15 protein-coding genes and 1 other RNA gene are annotated in these 17688 nt (G+C 37.3%); 3 read left to right on the top strand and 13 right to left on the bottom strand.

What is annotated here, in order from left to right; genetic code table 11:
- Window positions 1-331 precede the first annotated feature (331 nt).
- Entirely contained in the window at window positions 332-1456 is a 1125-nt protein-coding gene (locus tag BK579_RS05065) for a GntR family transcriptional regulator (RefSeq protein ID WP_078543984.1), read from the top strand.
- A gap of 86 nt (window positions 1457-1542) precedes the next feature.
- Here the strand turns inward: BK579_RS05065 and BK579_RS05060 are convergent, their stop codons facing one another.
- A complete protein-coding gene (locus BK579_RS05060) occupies window positions 1543-2823 on the bottom strand; it encodes a glycoside hydrolase family 27 protein (protein ID WP_078543983.1) in 1281 nt (426 codons plus the stop codon).
- Window positions 2824-3025: 202 nt separating this feature from the next.
- On the opposite strand from BK579_RS05060, the gene BK579_RS27015 reads away from it, so the two are divergent.
- Window positions 3026-3601: a YesL family protein gene (locus BK579_RS27015; RefSeq protein WP_078543982.1), complete on the top strand. Its 576-nt coding sequence runs from the start codon at window positions 3026-3028 to the stop codon at window positions 3599-3601.
- Between the two features lie 632 nt (window positions 3602-4233).
- Here BK579_RS27015 and ssrA read toward each other — a convergent pair.
- From ssrA to secG, 6 genes are all read right to left on the bottom strand, one after another.
- Window positions 4234-4595: a transfer-messenger RNA gene (ssrA, locus tag BK579_RS05050) on the bottom strand.
- Between the two features lie 146 nt (window positions 4596-4741).
- Window positions 4742-5209 (bottom strand): SsrA-binding protein SmpB, encoded by a 468-nt coding sequence (smpB, locus tag BK579_RS05045; RefSeq protein ID WP_078543980.1) that lies wholly within the window; start codon window positions 5207-5209, stop codon window positions 4742-4744.
- A 69-nt stretch (window positions 5210-5278) separates the two neighbouring features.
- Window positions 5279-5842 carry an LOG family protein gene (locus tag BK579_RS05040; RefSeq protein WP_078550395.1) on the bottom strand — a complete coding sequence of 188 codons (564 nt, stop codon included), beginning with the start codon at window positions 5840-5842 and terminating at the stop codon, window positions 5279-5281.
- Window positions 5843-5950: 108 nt separating this feature from the next.
- Window positions 5951-8302, bottom strand: coding sequence for a ribonuclease R (gene rnr / locus BK579_RS05035; RefSeq protein ID WP_078543979.1), 2352 nt, complete (start codon window positions 8300-8302; stop codon window positions 5951-5953).
- A gap of 30 nt (window positions 8303-8332) precedes the next feature.
- Complete coding sequence (locus BK579_RS05030) at window positions 8333-9073, bottom strand: alpha/beta hydrolase (RefSeq protein ID WP_078543977.1); 741 nt, start codon at window positions 9071-9073, stop codon at window positions 8333-8335.
- A gap of 475 nt (window positions 9074-9548) precedes the next feature.
- Complete coding sequence (secG, locus tag BK579_RS05025) at window positions 9549-9782, bottom strand: preprotein translocase subunit SecG (protein WP_078543975.1); 234 nt, start codon at window positions 9780-9782, stop codon at window positions 9549-9551.
- Window positions 9783-9960: 178 nt separating this feature from the next.
- Between secG and BK579_RS26670 the strand changes: the two genes are divergently transcribed.
- Window positions 9961-10086: a hypothetical protein gene (locus BK579_RS26670; RefSeq protein WP_268876452.1), complete on the top strand. Its 126-nt coding sequence runs from the start codon at window positions 9961-9963 to the stop codon at window positions 10084-10086.
- Window positions 10087-10384: 298 nt separating this feature from the next.
- Here the strand turns inward: BK579_RS26670 and eno are convergent, their stop codons facing one another.
- The 6 genes from eno to BK579_RS04995 all read right to left on the bottom strand — a co-directional run bounded on the left by eno (window position 10385) and on the right by BK579_RS04995 (window position 17632).
- Window positions 10385-11677: a phosphopyruvate hydratase gene (gene eno, locus BK579_RS05020; protein WP_078543973.1), complete on the bottom strand. Its 1293-nt coding sequence runs from the start codon at window positions 11675-11677 to the stop codon at window positions 10385-10387.
- 129 nt (window positions 11678-11806) lie between these two features.
- The gene (gene gpmI / locus BK579_RS05015; protein ID WP_078543972.1) at window positions 11807-13342 is read right to left on the bottom strand and encodes a 2,3-bisphosphoglycerate-independent phosphoglycerate mutase; all 1536 of its coding nucleotides are present in this window, start codon (window positions 13340-13342) and stop codon (window positions 11807-11809) included.
- Window positions 13335-14096, bottom strand: coding sequence for a triose-phosphate isomerase (tpiA, locus tag BK579_RS05010; RefSeq protein WP_078543970.1), 762 nt, complete (start codon window positions 14094-14096; stop codon window positions 13335-13337). The genes gpmI and tpiA overlap by 8 nt, the downstream gene beginning before the upstream one ends.
- Window positions 14097-14182: 86 nt before the next feature.
- The gene (locus BK579_RS05005) at window positions 14183-15367 is read right to left on the bottom strand and encodes a phosphoglycerate kinase (RefSeq protein WP_078543968.1); all 1185 of its coding nucleotides are present in this window, start codon (window positions 15365-15367) and stop codon (window positions 14183-14185) included.
- 100 nt (window positions 15368-15467) lie between these two features.
- Window positions 15468-16475: a type I glyceraldehyde-3-phosphate dehydrogenase gene (gene gap / locus BK579_RS05000; protein WP_078543966.1), complete on the bottom strand. Its 1008-nt coding sequence runs from the start codon at window positions 16473-16475 to the stop codon at window positions 15468-15470.
- A 137-nt stretch (window positions 16476-16612) separates the two neighbouring features.
- Window positions 16613-17632 carry a sugar-binding transcriptional regulator gene (locus BK579_RS04995; RefSeq protein WP_078543965.1) on the bottom strand — a complete coding sequence of 340 codons (1020 nt, stop codon included), beginning with the start codon at window positions 17630-17632 and terminating at the stop codon, window positions 16613-16615.
- Between the last annotated feature and the right edge of the window lie 56 nt (window positions 17633-17688).

Genomic DNA, 17688 nt, shown 5'->3' with positions numbered 1-17688 from the left:
GTAAAGCGTTTACATAAGAGTCCTCCTATATTTCCTTTTTTTTCTTTTTAAGGAAAATACCTTTATAGAAGGTGCTTCTAACGTACTATAAGTCTCTCTTTCAAAACTTATGAAAACGTATTCTCTACACTTCAAATAGTAATACACCCATTCGTACATGTCAATTATTTTTATAAAAAAATTTTTTATGTACGTACATGTAATTTTATTTACTATTAATATATAATTTAATCATAGTATATTTTCATTTTATTTGTTACTATGATTAGTATGTTTTAGTGTTGTACGTATAAGTGATAGATTCATACAATATCTGAAAGGCGGTGGTACCGTGGCACCAAAAACCAAATATAATATGGTTAAAGAACAAATCATTGAGTGGATATCTAGCGGCAAAGTATCCCCTGGAGAAAAAATCCACTCTGAAAATGAGCTTGTCAAACTGTTCAGCGTTAGTAGACATACAGTTCGCCAAGCCGTTGGGGATTTGGTACATGAAGGATGGCTTTACAGAGAACAAGGCGCTGGTACCTTTTGCTCAGACCATTCACACGAGCCGAAGTTACAATCAAATACCCAACATCTTACCGATAACGGGAGAAATATAGGTGTCATTACCACGTATATCTCCGATTATATCTTCCCTTCCATTATTAAAGGAATTGAATCCTATCTTACAACGCAAGGATATTCTTTAATTTTTGCTTGTACGGATAATGATGTCGAAAAGGAAAAACAGTGTTTGCAAACAATGTTAAGCAGAAATATAGACGGTTTGATTGTCGAGCCTACAAAGAGTAGCAATTATAACCCTAACATTAATTATTATTTAGAATTAGAACAAAAAAATATTCCATATTTAATGATCAATCAATTCTACTCTCAATTAATGCCTCCTCATTTCGTAATGAACGATGAACACGGTGGTTATATCGCTACTGAACACCTGATTGAATTAGGTCATGAAAAGATTATTGGGGTATTTAAAACTGATGACCTTCAAGGGGTTAATCGAATGCAAGGATTTATCCGAGCTTTTAGAGAACATGAAGTCCCCTTTTTCTCTGACATGGTCATTACCTACACTACTGAGGATCAGGATCACACAATACTAGAAAAACTAAAGAGCTTTTTAACCGGAGAAGATAAACCTTCAGCAATCGTTTGTTATAATGATCAGTTAGCTTTAAATGTTTTAAATATATTAAGAGAACTTGATTTAAGTGTTCCAGAAGATGTCTCCATCATCGGTTATGATGATTCCTTCTTGGCTGAGGCTTCAGAAGTTAAGTTAACGTCAGTGAGTCACCCAAAAATGGATATGGGGATTGAAGCGGCGAAGTGGATTATTTCTGCAGTGGAAGCAAATGGTAGTAGCACTCATTCCACTGTGTATGAACCCGAATTAGTCATTCGACACTCTACTGCACCTATAAAGAAGACTACCTTGATATAAATGAAATAGCAATATTCCCTCCTAGTTATGGTAACGCTACCATAGTTTAACAAAAAACCACCCATTAAGAGGTGGTTTTTTTCTTCTTAATATAATTTTAGTAAGATGGAAGCATGTGGAGCTAGAGATTGTTCAATAAAACCGGATACGGTTCCTAACTCAATTTTCTTCCACAAATCAGTAGCTTGTTTTTCACCTAATAGCCCTAACTGTTCCATCGATACTTTTACTGTGTCTTCTTGCTCACTCAAATTAAACAAAGCCACAAAGGTATTTCCCGAATGATCTTTAGCCATCCAAACACTTTTATTCTCTTCACGATAAACAAGACGATTACTATGACTATTTTGATTTACTTGCATCACTTCACGGTTGGTAAGTAGTGAAAGGGTCCATTCATCATTATCACGAAGTTCACCGCCAAACATAAGAGGCGATTTAAATATTGACCATAAAGTCATCATCGTTAATTGTTCATCCTCTGTGAAGCGAGACCAACGATCCCCACCGCCACCATCTACAGACCGAATACCAATATGCCCTAAAGGCAACATATCACAGTCAGGCCAATAACCTTGCCCTCTAAATTCATTCCATTTCTCACATCTTTCAAACATGCCCAATAGGAGATCCCAATGATCCCAGAAATCATCTGTCATTCTCCACATATTAGCATTGGACTTTAGTTCAGCAGCATACTCTAATGGAGCTGGACCTGGAGATAGACTTAACACCATATCTCTTCCACAGTTATCGATTGCTTTTCGAATGAGTTCAATTTCTTCTTGATGGAAATGATAAAGCCTTGAAGCTGCTATATCATCTACCTTTACAAAATCAACTCCCCATTCCGCATACATTTGAAATAATGAGTCATAATATTGCTGTGCTCCTTCTTTAGAGGCATCGACTCCATACATATCAGTATTCCATGGACAGATGGAATTTGGATGAGCGATATCTCTTGCTGTAATATCTATTCCAAGTAATGGGGTATTGTTATGAACCGCTTGCCTTGGAATTCCCCTCATAATATGAATTCCAAATTTGAGTCCTAGATTATGGACATAGTCAGCTAATGGTTTAAAGCCTTTCCCTCCTTCAGATGATGGGAAACGGTTTACCGCGGGGATTAGCCTTGAATATTCATCCATCTCTAGTGGAACAAAAGGGCGGTAAGCAGATGAGACTGCACCTGATTCATACCATTGTATATCCACTACTATATACTCCCAACCATACTCCTTAAGATGTTCAGCCATATAATCTGCATTTCCTTTAACTTCTTCTTCTTTCACTGTCGCACCATAGCAATCCCAACTATTCCAACCCATTGGGGGTGTTTTAGCTAATGAATGATGTCTCATAGTATCGTTCCTTTCGTAAAAAACATAACTAAATGGATTTTAATTTGGAAAAATAATACGTTCGTTGTTCATTTGAAAGTGTATACTTATGAAATTACCTTAGATACTAATTGATTAATTTGTCATCAAACGACATAATCCTTCTTTTTTATAAAATTTTATGTTAATTTTAATACATAATTACGAAACTAGGTGAGAAGTAATGATCGAAAGAGCTTTTAGGATACTAGAATTTATTACAGCATTTGTCCAATTAAATTTACTTTGGCTTCTATTTTGTGCGCCTATTATAACCATTTTCCCAGCGACAGTTGCTATGTTTTGTGTAGTCCGTCAATGGGTGTTGCACAAGGATTATAGCCTCTATCGTCCTTTTTTCAAATATTTCAAAGAAAATTTTAAACAAAGTTTTATACTAGGTATTATATGGATTATATTTACTAGTTTATTTTTCCTTAATTTAAATCTGGTTCAATATCTTGGTTCTTTTAAATATATCTTTATACCTATACTTTACTTTTTTGGAATCACAGTACTTTTTATTAGCATTTTTATATTTTCAACGATTGCACATTTCAATACGAACTGGTTAGAAGCGATAAAGAATTCATTCTTCTTTTCGATTAGGTTTTTTCCAACTTCGATTGGATCAATTATGTTACTTGTACTTGTGATATTGTCTTTATATACTTGGCCAATTACGTTTATTTTTATCGTTAGTCTTTATGCCTACTATAATTACATGCTTTGTCATCGTATATTTCTTAAAGTTAAATAAAAAGGCTGACATTGTGTATGCTGAAAAAAACCAAATGGAGATTTAGTCCATTTGGTTTTTCTAGTTTTTTACACGAAAACATAGGTGGTGTGGCAGGCTCTACAACCCAAAGATATGTAGACCAGCTATTACTCTAGGAGTTCCTTTCTTTCTTTTAATTAGCTGTGTTATATCATGTTGATTTCACTGTGGTTGAGTTTAAACCGAGAAATTCACTGTGGTTGAGTTTAAACGGAGAAATTCCGCCTAAATTGGGAAATATCAACATTTCCCTAAAAATAACGGGAATTTTTCCGCTTATATGAACCTAATCTATAGATTTAGTCATATATTAGAGGCGTTAACCGGAATTTCTCCGGTTATATCTGCTTCTTATGCCTCTCCTAGATACATTAGCCGGAATTTCTCCGCCTATGAGTTTCTATCTACGCGAAAAATCAACAAAGATAAATAACAAAGCTGTTCCCAATGTTGATTTTTTCAAAATTGCAAAATATAGTCTCCATTCACGAAAAATACCACAGTATCAACGCCTCTGGTATTCCAAAACATATCTTACAAAAAAAAGCTGCGAGCATATGCTCACAGCTTTTCGATTTATAGTATTGGTATTCCACCAACATATGTATGTTTGGTGGAGACGGTGGGAGTCGAACCCACGTCCAAAAGCATTGCCACTTAAGCGTCTACGAGTATAGTCGATACATTGGTATTTCGCGAACTTATCGGCCTATCGACAGGCTTCCAAGCAGCTAGTCTGGTTGTTCTCTTCCTTTGCCCTCAGACGGTGAGCTCCGGCGTAGTCCACTAAGAGTGAGTCCCTTACCCTACCACATGGACGATGGAGGGAGGAACCGCATTAGACTGTTATTAAGCAGCTAAAGCGAAGTTGTTGTTTTCTTTGCCAGTTATAGGCTTTGACGTTTTAACGAGGCCGATCCCCTCGACTCGCAACCTAAGCTCAAACTACCCCTGTCGAATCCGTAACGTCCCCATGTAAAATGATAAACTTGAAATCAATCATGCTTATCAGGGAGTCGAGTAACTTGAGTTACTATCTATAATATTGTATGTCTTACAAAACCTATTATAACATATCGAGATAACTTTGCAATTAGCAGTATATGTTAATGGTTCCAATTAGATTTTCTGACGATCACGGAAGGCACGCTCAATCTCACGTTTAGCTTCTTTCTTTTTCAGGTCTTCACGTTTATCAAATTTCTTTTTACCGCGACCTAATCCTAATAAAAGCTTTGCATAGCCATTTTTAAGATAAATCTTTAATGGTACTAGTGCATAACCTTCTTCCTTTGTTAAACCAATCAGCTTATTGATCTCTTTTTTATGCAATAATAGTTTCCTTGCTCTTAATGGATCATGATTATAACGATTTCCTTGTTCATATGGACTAATGTGTAGGTTATGAAGATACACTTCACCTTTTTGTACTCGCGCAAATGAATCTTTTAAGTTTGCTCGACCATTTCGGAGTGATTTAATTTCAGTCCCCTGAAGTACCATACCGGTTTCATATGTTTCTTCAATAAAATAATCATGATTTGCTTTTTTATTTTGTGCGATAACCTTACCTGCACCTTTTGGCATTGGACTTCCCCCTTACAACGGTACAGTATATTATAGCAAAACTTGGGATAACTCTCAACTTATGAAAAGTTATGACCATTTATTAATCAATTTCATTTCCTGTTTTTCCATTGCATCTAAAAGACTATGTGGATCCATTTCCGTAATTATATGTTCAATATACACTTTCTTAAGGAAACCTTCATTAACCATATGATCAAAAAACGTGTGGAGACCGTTGAAAAATTGATTTACATTAAAAATACCAATTGGCTTAGCATGATACCCAATTTGGTACCACGTCATTACTTCCGCTAATTCTTCAAGCGTCCCAATTCCCCCCGGCAAAGCAATGAAGCCATCTGCTAGCTCATACATCTTCGCTTTACGCTCATGCATGTTTTCAACCACAATTAAGTCTGTTAGCTCTACATGATGGACATTCTCATAGATCACTTTAGGGATAACCCCCGTCACTCTACCACCATGCTCGAGAACTGTTCGAGATAGCTCACCCATAATCCCAACATTGCCGCCACCATATACAAGCTCAATATTTTTGGTCGCCAGTAGTTTTCCTAATTGAGTTGCTTGCTCTTTGTAAATGGTTGAAGCCCCCATACTTGAACCACAAAAAACACATACCCTTTTCATAACTCCCATATGTATTTCCCCTTTATAAAAGAAATGATACTCCCCAAAGAGAAAGTGTGTACCAAATGATTGGCACACACTTATCATAAACCTTTTTGACAATGTTTTCTATCTTCTACGTTTCTTCTTCTTTTGTTTTGGTACATTTTCATAATGTTTTTTCTTTTTCTTTCCAGGACCTCCAGGTTTACGAGTAGACCATTCTCCGTCCTTTGAAGCAGTTCCTGTTCCTGTTCCTGTTCCTTCAGTTTTCCGACGGTTCCTACCTCTGTCTGCTGTAATCACTTTAGGGGCTTCTTTGGAAAGTGGTCGGCGACTTCCTTTCATGCCTACAACTTCAAAATCAATCGAACGTTCTTCCTTGTTAACTTTGACAACACGTACTGTAATCTCATCACCAATTCTGAACACATTCCCTGTCCGCTCACCAATCATAGCATAATGCTTTTCATCATAACGATAATAGTCATCTGTTAAATAGCTAACATGAACAAGACCCTCAATCGTATTAGGAAGTTCAACAAACATACCGAAGTTGGTCACAGAGCTGATAATTCCATCATACTCCTCTCCAACCTTATCTTCCATGTACTCCGCCTTTTTCATGCTATCTACTTCGCGTTCAGCCTCAACTGCACGCCTCTCCATATTAGAGGAATGATCAGCAATTTCAGCAAGCTTTTCTTTCCACTTCTTTTGTGTTTGATTATCGATCTTACCTTCAATCAAATAAGTACGGATAAGACGGTGTACAATCGAATCTGGATAACGACGAATCGGCGACGTAAAGTGTGTATAGAAATCTGTAGATAAACCAAAGTGTCCAATACTTTCAGGATCATATTTCGCTTGTTTCATGGATCGTAACATAACAGTTGAAACAACCATTTCCTCTGGTTTTCCTTGAACAGCTTCAATAATTTCTTGAAGTGCACGTGGGTGAATCGAATTTCCACTACCTTTAACAACATAACCAAAGTTTGTAATAAACTCTAAGAAGCGTCTAAGCTTTTCTTCATTTGGATCTTCATGTATACGATAGATAAACGGAACATTCATCCAATGAAAATGCTCAGCCACCGTTTCATTAGCTAAAAGCATAAATTCTTCAATAAGCTTCTCTGCAACAGAACGCTCTCTAAGAACAACATCTGTCGGCTTTCCATCCTCTTCAACAAGGACATTTGCTTCTTTAAAATCAAAATCGATGGCTCCACGCTTCATTCGTTTCTCACGTAAAACTTGTGCCAATTCTTCCATATCCTTAAACATTGGAACTAAAGGCTCAAATCTTTTGATTAATTCTTCGTCATTATCAACAAGAATGCTATTAACGTCAGAATAGGTCATTCTTTCTGTTGTTTTAATCACACTTTGGAAGATTTCGTGCTTTACGACAACACCTTCACGATCGACCTCCATATCACAAGAAAGGGTTAAGCGATCAACTTTTGGATTAAGTGAACAAATTCCATTTGATAATCGATGTGGAATCATTGGTATTACTCGATCGACAAGATAGATACTAGTTGCACGATCTGATGCTTCTAAATCAATTGGCGAACCTTCTTGAACATAATGAGAAACGTCTGCAATATGAACACCAAGTTTATAATTGCCATTATCAAGCTTAGTTACAGTAACCGCATCATCCAAGTCCTTTGCATCTGCGCCATCAATTGTAACAATGACTTGATCACGAAGATCACGGCGGTTTTTTAAATCATCCTCAGAAATTGAATCTGGCACATTATTTGCTTGATCAAGTGCTTCTTTTGGAAACTCTTGTGGTAAGCCATGTTTATGAATGACAGATAAAATATCAACACCCGGATCATTTTTATGGCCTAAAATCTGAACGACTTCACCTTCAGCACTCATTCGACCTTCAGGATAAGTTACTAATTTAACGACAACCTTATGTCCCTCAACTGCACCATTAGATGCATTTTTCGGAATGAAAATATCGTTGGCAATCTTTTTATCGTCCGGAATGACAAAGCCAAAGCTTTTACTTTCCGTATATGTACCAACAACTTCTTTCACACCACGCTCGATGATTCGAACAATGGTCCCTTCTTTACGTTGTCCGCCACTTTCTGAGTTTACCCTTACAAGAACAATATCACCGTGCATTGCATTTTGCATTTCATTTGGTGGAATAAATACATCATCAAGCCCTTTTTCTTCAGGAATGACAAACGCAAATCCCTTTGAATGTCCTGTGAGCTTACCTCTCACTAAATTCATTTTTTCTGGTAAGCCATAACGGTTACTCCTTGTTCGAACAACAAATCCTTTTTCTTCCATAACTACTAGGGCCTTAACAAACTCTTTAAATGTCTCAGAATCCTGAATCCCAAATGCTTCTTCAAGCTCTTGAACCGTTAATGGTTTATAAGCTTCTTCTTTCATAAAAGATAACAGTTTATCAATATGTTGTTGAATCTCTTCTTCCATTTTTCTCGTACCTCCTTTTAGGTTAACTATTTACCAATCCAATTGTTCTAAAAACTCATAAACATCCTCATGTAACTGATCCCGTTCTTTATCAAGAGTAATTACATGGCCTGATTCCTCATACCACTTAATCTTTTTTAAATCTGATTCCACATCGTTATAGATAATATTCGCGCTGTCAGTATTAATCATATGGTCATGTCTTGCTTGGACAACGAATGTTGGAGAATATATCATATCCACATTATCTCGAACATCGGCAATTAGGTTTTGCAGGGCCTTTAGTGTCTTCATTGGTGTTTTTTCAAACTCAATCATTTCTTGATCGATTTGTTCCGGGGTTTTCCCCTCATGTTTTTTATATTCACGAGCATACTCAAGAATGCCCTTATACATGACCTCTTCACTTTTTATATACATAGGAGCACACATAGGTACAATTCCCTTTATAGGTACAGTGTAACCCAATTTTAGAGAAAATACCCCACCTAGTGACAATCCCACAGCAGCAATACTTTCATGGCCTCGATTTTTCAAGAAATTATAGCCTTCCATCACATCTTCCCACCAGTCATCAGGCCCTGTATGTACTAGTTCTTCAGGTGGAACTCCATGACCTTTATATTGGGGAGCATGACAAGTATATCCCTTCTTTTCTAAAAATCTAGCCAACATTCGATTATCTGCTGAGTTCCCTGTAAATCCATGTAATAACAGGACTGCTCTTTCACCAGCTTCGAATGTAAATGGTTTTGGTACTAATTTCTTCATTCTAACTAACTCCCTACTTAAAAAAATCGATTATGTATAGTCTCTCTCTAACTAATATAATTAATTTAAACAAACGTTTTAAAATTTAGCAAAGATCTAGCATTTTCTCACGCGATTACTTATTATGGCTGTCTACCCTGAAAATACCTTTGGTTGTGGAGTTCCATGAGCTGCGGTACACTTGCTTTCCGCGGGGTGGTCCCCGTGAGCCTCCTCGTCGCCAGGGGCGGACTTCTGCGGGGTCTCACGAGACCACTGGATCCCGCAGGAGTCAGGCGGCTCTCCGCTCACTCCACACTAAGTGAATACCTCTTCACACTACAATGTGCAAATTAAATAAACAGTCGAAAATATACCTTGTATCTCATCTAATAAATTTATCTCAGTAGTCGGTTGGACATAAAATAGTATTCCCAATCCAAAACAAAAGGGGTTAGACAGCATAATTGATGTCTAACCCCTTTTATTTTATGGATTACAGTCCAACGTAAGCAATTAAAATTGTAAGGACAAAGAATAGAACTGCCAATACAATCGTGATTTTTTGTAATACAGCATCCAAACCACGTGCTTTTTGTTTACCGAATAATTGTTCAGCTCCCCCTGAAATTGCACCAGAGAGTCCGGCACTTTTACCTGATTGAAGAAGTACAACTACGATTAAACCAATAGAAACAATAACTAATAATGTAATAAGTAGTGCATGCATGTAAAACACCTCCCGGGAAAAAACGCAAATAACAATATTTTTAATGTACCACAAAAGGATAGCTTGGACAATAGCTATCGGTTGTTTTTATCAGTAATGGTACTGCTATTGTTTTCCATACTATACAATATGGACATTGAACATACTAAATATGACTCTTTATTAAAGGAGAATCATGATGATAAATGAAAACTATGATGCATTGCTAAGAGCTTCAAAGGATCATAAAACACCTTATCTCGGTGATCATACTAAAGATAATGAAGCTGAAAAACAATATCGCAAAGGCAAAAAACGCAAATAACATTCTTGAGTGTACCTTATTGGTGCACTTTTTTACGTTAAAAGGCACTTTTTTTGCTAAAAAACTTATTGAACGCACTTTCAATGGTTTTACCTTTAAGGTTTTTGATTAATTTTTTAATTTTATCAACCACTTTAAAGAATTTATTAGCCATTTCTGAGCATTTATCAACCACTTTCTGAAATTTATCAGCGAGTTTAACCAGTTTATCGACTTTTCAACAAAACCTAGTTCACTTTCCCCCATAAAAAAAGAAAAGCCCAGCAGGATCTCTCCCACTGAGCTTTCATTAAAGGAATTAACCTCTAAGGTTATAAAATGCTTTCGCGCCAGCATATTGAGCCATATCAACTAATTGGTCTTCGATACGAAGTAATTGGTTGTATTTAGCAACACGGTCTGTACGAGATGGAGCACCAGTCTTGATTTGACCAGCATTTGTTGCAACAGCGATGTCAGCAATTGTGCTGTCTTCTGTTTCACCAGAACGGTGAGAGATAACTGCTGTATAACCAGCACGCTTAGCCATTTCGATTGCATCAAACGTTTCAGTAAGTGTACCGATTTGGTTAACTTTGATAAGAATTGAGTTAGCAATTCCTCTTTCAATTCCTTCAGAAAGCTTCTTAGTGTTTGTTACGAATAAATCATCACCAACTAATTGAACTTTGCTTCCAATACGCTCAGTTAGAAGTTTGTGACCTTCCCAGTCATTTTCATCTAAACCATCTTCAATTGAGATGATTGGGTACTTAGAAACAAGGTCCTCATAGTAAGATACTAGTTCAGCTGAAGTGAATACTTTACCTTCACCTTTAAGGTGGTATTTGCCGTCTTCTTTGCTGAATAACTCAGAAGCTGCAACGTCCATTGCAAGTTTTACTTGCTCACCTGGAGTATAACCAGCATTTTCGATTGCTTCGATGATTGTTTGAAGAGCTTCTTCGTTTGAACCAAGGTTCGGAGCGAATCCACCTTCGTCACCTACAGCAGTATTTAGGCCTTTACCTTGAAGTACTTTACGTAGGCTGTGGAAAATTTCCGCTCCCATACGTAGAGCTTCTTTAAAGTTTTCAGCACCTACTGGCATTACCATGAATTCTTGGATATCAACGTTGTTATCAGCATGCTCTCCACCGTTGATGATGTTCATCATTGGAGTTGGAAGAGTTTTTGAGTTGAATCCTCCAAGGTATTGGTATAAAGGAAGTTCTAAGAAATCAGCTGCTGCACGAGCTGCTGCCATTGAAACACCAAGGATTGCATTAGCACCTAATTTACCTTTGTTTTCAGTTCCATCAAGCTCGATTAATGCTTGGTCAATAGCAACTTGATCAGTTACATCGAAACCAATGATTTCAGGAGCAATTAGTTCATTTACATTGTTTACAGCCTTTAATACACCTTTACCTAAGTAACGGTCTTTGTCTCCATCACGCAATTCTACTGCTTCATATTCACCAGTAGAAGCACCACTTGGAACTAATGCGCGACCAAATGCACCTGACTCAGTATAAACTTCAACTTCAACTGTTGGATTTCCACGAGAATCTAATACTTCACGAGCGTATACATCAACAATAATTGACATTATAAAATCTCTCCTTTTTTTACCTAAATAGTTATATTTTTCGTTCATAAAACATATACTCACCAATTATCTCCGGAAAATAATCAATGAATCAATCATTTTTTTAAAAATAACATTAATCTTTAAATCCTATTTCTTAATTAGCGTATTACCAGTCATTTCAGCTGGCTTATCCACGTTTAATAAGTCTAGAACAGTTGGTGCTAAATCGCCAAGAATTCCATCCTCACGAAGAGTTAAGCCCTCTTTTGTAACAATAACTGGAACTGGATTTGTCGTATGAGCGGTCATTGGACCACCTTCCAACGTCGTTACTTCATCTGCATTTCCATGATCCGCTGTAATGATTGCTGAACCGCCTTTAGCGATGATGGCATCAACAATTTTACCTAAGCAAAGATCAACTGTCTCAATTGCTTGAATCGTAGGCTCAAGCATTCCTGAATGACCAACCATATCTGGGTTAGCAAAGTTTAAGATGATCGTATCATGCTTATCAGCTTCAATTTCATTTAATAAAGCTTCAGTTACTTCATATGCACTCATTTCTGGCTGCAAATCATATGTAGCTACTTTTGGAGAATCAATTAAGATCCGTTCTTCACCAGGGAAAGTTGCTTCACGTCCACCACTCATAAAGAAAGTAACATGTGGATATTTTTCAGTTTCAGCAATTCGCAACTGAGTTAATCCATTTTGTGAAAGAACTTCACCAAGGGTGTTATCTAGATTAGTCGGTTTAAAAGCAACATAACCTTTAACTGATTCACTGAAGTGAGTTAAACACACAAAGAATAAATCTGTTGGTTGTTTTTCCCCACGATCAAATGAGCGGAAATCTTCGTTTGTAAAAACGTTAGATATTTGAATTGCACGATCCGGTCGGAAGTTATAAAAAATGACTGCATCGTCACTATTTATTGTCCCTACTGGTGTACCATCTTCGTTTGTTATCACTGAAGGCAGTACGAATTCATCGTGAATTCCATTTTTATAGGAATCATCAACACATTCTAATGCACTGTTATATGATGGACCTTCACCATATACCATCGCACGATACGCTCTTTCTACACGGTCCCAACGCTTATCTCGGTCCATGGAGTAATAACGTCCAGAAATGGTTGCAATTTCTCCAACGCCACTCTCTTCTATTTTCTCATTAAGTTCTAAAAGATATTCTTTCGCAGTTTGTGGACCAACATCTCTTCCATCAAGAAAACCATGAATATAGACTTTTTTCAGACCTTCAGATGCAGCTAATTTTAATAGTGCATATAAATGCTGAATATGGCTGTGTACACCACCGTCTGATAACAACCCAAAAAGGTGTAGAGCTGTCCCTTTTTCTTTAGCATGTTTAATAGCATTCAAGAATGTTTCATTTTGAATAAATTCACCATCACGAATCGCGACATTCACCCGAGTTAAGCTTTGATAAACAACACGTCCAGCTCCAATATTCAAATGGCCCACTTCAGAATTACCCATCTGACCTTCTGGCAAACCAACAGCTTCTCCACTAGCAGTTAATGTTGCATGTGGATACTGATTCCAGTAACGATCAAAATTTGGCTTTTTTGCTTGAATGACGGCATTTCCTTTTGTTTCACCACGTAACGCAAATCCATCAAGGATAATTAATGCAACAGGCTTTTTAGTCATTCTTACCTGCCTCCAAAAGCTGTAGGAAAGAGTCAGCCTCTAGGCTTGCTCCACCAACTAACGCACCATCGATATCTGGTTGTGCCATATATTCAGCAATGTTACCAGGTTTTACGCTTCCACCATATTGAATACGAACAGCTTCAGCAACTTCTGGTGAAAATTGTTCAGCAACCACTTTACGGATATAAGCACATACCTCATTTGCATCTTCAGCAGATGAAGATTTACCAGTTCCGATTGCCCAAATTGGTTCATAAGCAATTACCGTTGTTTTAGCTTGTTCTTCAGTTAGACCAGCTAATGCTTTTTGTACTTGTGCAGCAACGAGTTCATTTGTTTGCCCAGCTTCACGCTGCTCATCTGTTTCACCGCAACAAACAATTGGTACTAAACCATGTTTAAATGCAGCAAGAGTTTTTTGATTCACTGTTTCATCTGTCTCAGCAAACATTTCACGACGTTCTGAGTGACCAAGGATTACATAGTTAACTCCAAGATCAGCTAATGCAACAGGACTAACTTCCCCAGTGAATGCTCCACTTTCTTCAAAATGCATATTTTGAGCACCAACTTTTAACTCAGTTCCTTTAACACTAGATACTAAACGCTCAAGAAAAAGAGCAGGTGCACATACAACTGAATCAACCTTATCTGAAGCTGGAACTTGACCTTTGACTTCTTCAACAAAACTAGTTGCTTCGGATAGTACTTTATGCATTTTCCAGTTTCCCGCAATAATTGGCTTTCTCATTTTTACACCGTCCTTATAGAATTAATTTTCAAACAATCAATTAGGGTGGGGTTAACAAGAGTCGTCCCACCCTTTGTTATTACGAATTACTTATCGTTTAAAGCAACTACTCCAGGAAGCTCTTTACCTTCCATAAATTCTAATGATGCTCCACCACCAGTAGAAATATGACTCATTTGATCAGCAAGACCAAACTTTTCAACAGCTGCTGCAGAGTCACCACCACCGATAACTGAATATGTATCTTTTGCATTAGCTAATGCTTGACCGACTGCTTTTGTACCATTTGCAAATGCCTCTAATTCAAATACGCCCATTGGTCCATTCCAAATAACTAATTTAGAACTTTGAATCGCATCACGATAAATCTCTCTTGTTTTCGGACCGATATCTAAACCTTCCCAATCACTAGGAATTCCATCGATTGCTACTTCCTTAATGTTCGCATCATTTGAAAAATCATCCGCTACAACGAAATCAACTGGCATTAAGAAGTTGACACCATTTTTCTTTGCTTTTTCCATAAACTCTTTAGCAAGATCAATTTTGTCTTCTTCTAATAATGATTTCCCAATTTCATAGCCTTGTGCTTTAACGAAAGTATAAGCAAGACCACCACCAATAATTAAGTTATCAACTTTATCTAGTAAGTTGTCAATAACCCCAATTTTATCTTTAACCTTCGCTCCACCAATAATTGCGGTGAATGGACGGTCAGGATTTGATAATGCTTTCCCTAATACTTCAAGCTCCTTCTCCATCAAGAAGCCAGCTACAGCAGGAATATGTTTTGCGATACCTTCGGTTGATGCATGCGCACGGTGTGCTGCACCAAAAGCATCATTAACAAAGATATGAGCTAGTTCAGCGAAGTTACTAGCTAATTCTGGATCATTCTTTTCTTCACCAGGATAAAAACGAACATTCTCAAGTAATAAAACGCCGCCTTCTTCAAGAGCTGTGATTGCTTCTTTAACCGAATCTCCAAATGCTTCATCAGTTTTTACAACTTCTTTTCCAAGATGTTCTCCGAGACGCTTTGCAACAGGAGTTAAACGTAACTCTTCAACCACTTGACCTTTTGGACGACCTAAGTGACTTGCAAGAACAACTTTAGCACCTTGTTCGCTTAAATACTGGATTGTCGGAAGAGCTGCACGAATACGAGTATCATCAGTAACGACTCCGTCCTTCATTGGTACATTAAAATCTACACGACAGAAAACTACTTTGCCTTTAACATCGATATCTCTTACGGATTTTTTATTCATTGTAAAAAGGCCTCCTTATTTGGACTAAAAATAACTAAACATGTTAAAAGGGAAGGGAATCTCATGCCCCTTCCCTTTTTCTATCATATATAACTAGTGATTAAAGACCTTTAGAAGCGATGTATTCAGCTAGGTCTACAACACGGTGAGAGTATCCAGTTTCGTTGTCATACCAAGAAATAACTTTAACCATGCTACCTTCCATAACCATTGTTGAAAGTGCATCAATTGTTGAAGAAGCTGGGCTTCCGTTGTAGTCACCTGAAACTAGTGGCTCTTCACTGTAGTAAAGAATTCCCTTAAGTTCGTTTTCAGAAGCAGCTTTTAATGCAGCATTTACTTCTTCAACTGTAACGTCTTTATCAAGCTCAGCTACTAAGTCAACAAGAGATACGTTAGGAGTTGGTACACGCATAGCTCCACCATTTAACTTACCTTTTAATTCAGGTAATACTAGAGAAACTGCTTTAGCAGCACCAGTAGTAGTAGGAATGATGTTTTCAGCAGCTGCACGAGCACGACGTAAGTCTTTATGTGGTAAGTCAAGAATTTGTTGGTCATTTGTGTATGAGTGAACAGTTGTCATCATTCCACGCTTGATTCCAAAGTTGTCGTTTAATACTTTTGCAAATGGTGCTAAACAGTTAGTTGTACAAGATGCATTTGAGATAACATCATGGTTAGCAGCATCATATTTTTCTTCATTTACACCCATAACAATTGTAATATCTTCATCAGATGCAGGTGCAGAGATGATAACTTTCTTAGCTCCAGCTTCTAAGTGCTTTGCAGCATCAGCGCGCTTTGTAAAGAAACCAGTTGATTCAACAACTACTTCAACACCTAATTGACCCCAAGATAATTTAGCTGGGTCACGCTCAGCAGATACTTGAATTGTTTTACCTGCTACTACAAGGTTTGTTCCGTCAACTACAACATCAGCATCTAATCTTCCATGAACTGAGTCATATTTTAATAAGTGAGCTAAAGTAGACGCATCTGTTAAGTCATTAACAGCTACCACCTCTACATTAGGATTTTTTAAAGCAGCACGAAACACATTACGGCCGATACGACCAAAACCATTAATACCAACTTTTACAGTCATTATTTTTTCCTCCTTAAAGTTGAATCCTTGTGTTTTAATTTATTTAGAGAGGCTAACTCATTTGTCTCTAGTAAAATTCCCTTTAAACTGACAAGATAAACCTATCATTTTACGAGTCTTACATTGACGTTTTTAAGTTATCCCCGAACTAACATCTTTGCGGCACCCTCATCAGTAATTAAGAAGGTATTGCGCGCTTGTTTTAGGTATGCTTGAATCGCCTTTGCTTTAGAAGCGCCACCAGCTACTGCAAATACATGATCAATGTTCTGTAAATCCTCTAATTGCAGACCAATCGTTTGGACTTTATGAACAACTTCTCCTGCTTCATCGAAATAGTATCCAAAGGCTTCAGCAACTGCATTTCCACTAATAATTTTATGTAAGTCCTTAGCTGCAGTTTTTCTTCGCTCGGCCATTGTTATAGCGTCTCCTATTCCATGAATGACCATACTTGATGATTTGATTAAATGCAATACATCCCGGATTGAAGGTTCATTTATCATGGTTTGATAAAGCTCATTACTTACGACATCAGGTACATGAAGTAAGCGATAATTTCCAGAAGATTTTTCAGCCATCTTGGCACAAATGGTATTTGCTTGATTTTCCACTTGTTCTCCTAGTCCACCTCGAGCTGGAACAAACAATAATTGTTGATTTTTACTATCCGGTGTCATCATTTCAGCGACATCAACCAGAGTTGTTCCACCAGTTACAGCGACGATATTTTCTCCAGAAAGGCTTTCTTTTATACGTATAGCACATGCTCTACCCAATTCTTTTTTCACCCATGGGAATTGGTCACTATCACCAGCAACGACTATCACATCTTTGATTTGTAACTTTTCTTTCACTTTCGTTTCAAGCACTTTAAGGCCTGAGACTTCTTTGATGAGTTCTTCCAGTTGTGTTAATACATATGCGCCATCTTTTGTTATGGTCATTCCTGCAGTTCCTGCATCAATCAGATTTTGATCTTTCAAAAATTGAACCTCTGTTCGTAAAACTCGTTCACTTTGGCCCAAACTTAACGAAAGATTTCTTCGACCGATTGGTTGCATGAGTCGTATGTACTTTAAGATTTCATAACGCTTTTGCATAACTGGGAGAATATCAGGTAATAATTTTTGTTGAAGATCTACTAATGATCGCATAATTTTTAATCCCCTTTTAATACAGGGACACTTTCTGTCCCGGTGTGACATATTAT

The sequence above is a fragment of the Litchfieldia alkalitelluris genome (assembly GCF_002019645.1).
Classification (GTDB): Bacteria; Bacillota; Bacilli; order Bacillales; family Bacillaceae_L; genus Litchfieldia; species Litchfieldia alkalitelluris.
The sequence above is the reverse complement of the archived record's forward strand: the minus strand, read 5'-3'. Positions and strand labels throughout refer to the sequence as shown.